The 1,898-nt window shown below is 66.7% G+C and carries 3 protein-coding genes; 2 read left to right on the top strand and 1 reads right to left on the bottom strand.

Annotation, left to right across the window (positions count from 1 at the left end):
- Positions 1-550: aromatic-ring hydroxylase C-terminal domain-containing protein (locus tag AC1D00_RS39125; RefSeq protein ID WP_477014359.1), on the top strand; the 550-nt coding region annotated here is incomplete at its 5' end.
- Between the two features lie 79 nt (positions 551-629).
- Positions 630-1,610, top strand: a complete 981-nt coding sequence (locus tag AC1D00_RS39120; RefSeq protein WP_477014358.1) for a Bug family tripartite tricarboxylate transporter substrate binding protein — start codon at positions 630-632, stop codon at positions 1,608-1,610.
- Between the two features lie 78 nt (positions 1,611-1,688).
- Here AC1D00_RS39120 and AC1D00_RS39115 read toward each other — a convergent pair.
- The coding region (locus tag AC1D00_RS39115; protein ID WP_477014357.1) for a tripartite tricarboxylate transporter substrate-binding protein at positions 1,689-1,898 on the bottom strand (210 nt) is incomplete at its 5' end.

Here is a 1,898-nt window from a genome sequence, read left to right as displayed (position 1 = left end):
CTTCGCGATGGACCATGCGATGAAGATGATGGCGCAGCGCGGCGGCGTGTCGGCGGAGATCGAGGACGACACGCCGCGCGGCCACGCGGCGCGCGCAGCGCTGGCCAAAGCGGCCTACGATCTCAACGTGCAGCAATATTGCTGCGCGGGTCTCAATTTCGGCTATTACTACGATGCCTCGTCGATCATCGCCTATGACGGCGAAACGCCACCGGCTTACGCGATGGGCAGCTTCACGCCCTCCACCGTGCCCGGCGCGCGCGCGCCACATCTGTTTCTGCGCGACGGACGATCGCTCTACGACGTATTCGGAGCCGGCTACACATTGTTGCGGTTCGACCCGGCGATCGACGTGGCGCGGCTGCAGTCCGCCGCAAGGGAGCGCGGCATCCCGCTCGCGCTGGTCGACATCGCGCCTGACGAGGCGAACGACGCCTATGCCGAGAAGCTGGTGCTGGCGCGGCCCGACCAGCACATCGCCTGGCGCGGGCAGGTCGCGCCCGCGGACCCACACGGCTTGCTGGCGCGCATCACCGGCGCTTCGGCGTAAGGCGGCTTGAAGCGGACGGCCCGGCGGCGCAGGCCGCCCGGTCGTGGTTCACAAACTAGAACGTAACGAGGAGGGGAACGTGTTTCACGTTGCAAGGCGCCGCATTCTGGCCGTGCTGACGGCCGTGACTTTCGCCGTGCTGCCGCTGGAGGCGGGCAAAGCCGCCTACCCGGAGCAATTGATCAAGATCGTCGTAACCTTCCCGCCCGGTGGCAGCGCCGATACGGTGATCCGTGCGCTCGAGCCGTTGGTCACCGCCGAGCTCAGGCAGAGCCTGGTGATCGAGAACCGCGCAGGCGCTGGAGGCAATATCGGCATGGCCGCGGTTGCGCAGGCAAGGCCGGACGGCTACACGCTCGGCGTCGCGCCGGCAGGCAGCCTGACGGTGAACCCGCATCTCAATTCGTCGATGCCGTTCGAGCTGAAGGATCTCGCGCCGATCACGTTGCTTGCGGAAATTCCCTTTGTGCTCGTCGCCTCTGCGAACATACCGGCGCACAGCACGGCGGAGACAATCGCGCTCGCCAAGGCAAAGCCGGGTGCGCTGTCGATCGGACATGGCGGCAATTCGACGGCCATGCATCTGACGGCGGCGCTGTTCACACAGAAGGCCGGCATTGCGATGGAGCTGATTCCGTACCGAGGGACCGCGCCGGCGACGGTCGACGTCCTTGCCGGACATGTCCCCTTCGCGGTGCTGGATATTCCCGCATCGAGGCAACTGATCCTCGAAGGCAAGCTCAACGCGATCGGCGTCTCCTCGGCGCGCCGCCTTTCATCGCTGCCGGATGTGCCGACGCTGGCCGAGACCGGCATTGCGGGTTTCGAATCCGTCGGCTGGTTCGGGCTGGTTGCGCCGGCCGGCACGCCCGCCGACATCGTCGCCAGGCTGAACGAGGCTTTCACGAAAGCCCTGAAGGACCCGTCGGTGGCCGAGAAGATCAGGACCCTCGGCGCAGAGCCCGCGCCAATGTCGCCGGAGCAGTTCGGTCGCTTCATTCAAAGCGAAAGCGCGAAATGGGGCAAGCTCATCAGCGAAGCCGGCATCAAGGCGAACTAGAACTGGCATTACGATCGGTCGGCGCCACGCCGACGGCCGCTCCCTCGAGTGTGCGATGCCCACAACCGTGCGCCCGAGCTAATTCGCGGCGATGCCCGCGCTCTCGATCACCCGCTTGTAGCGTGCGGTCTCCTCGACGATGAACGGTCCCATCTCGGCCGGCCCCTTGTCGGCAATCGACACCTGGCCGTTGGTGGCGAGGTCCGCGACGATGCCGGGGTCGGCGAGCACCGCGGCCAGCGCCTCAGAGAGCTTGCCCACGATTCTCGGGTCGGTCCCGGCCGGGAC

It is taken from the genome of Bradyrhizobium sp. P2_E8, from assembly GCF_056403875.1.
The sequence above is the reverse complement of the archived record's forward strand: the minus strand, read 5'-3'. Positions and strand labels throughout refer to the sequence as shown.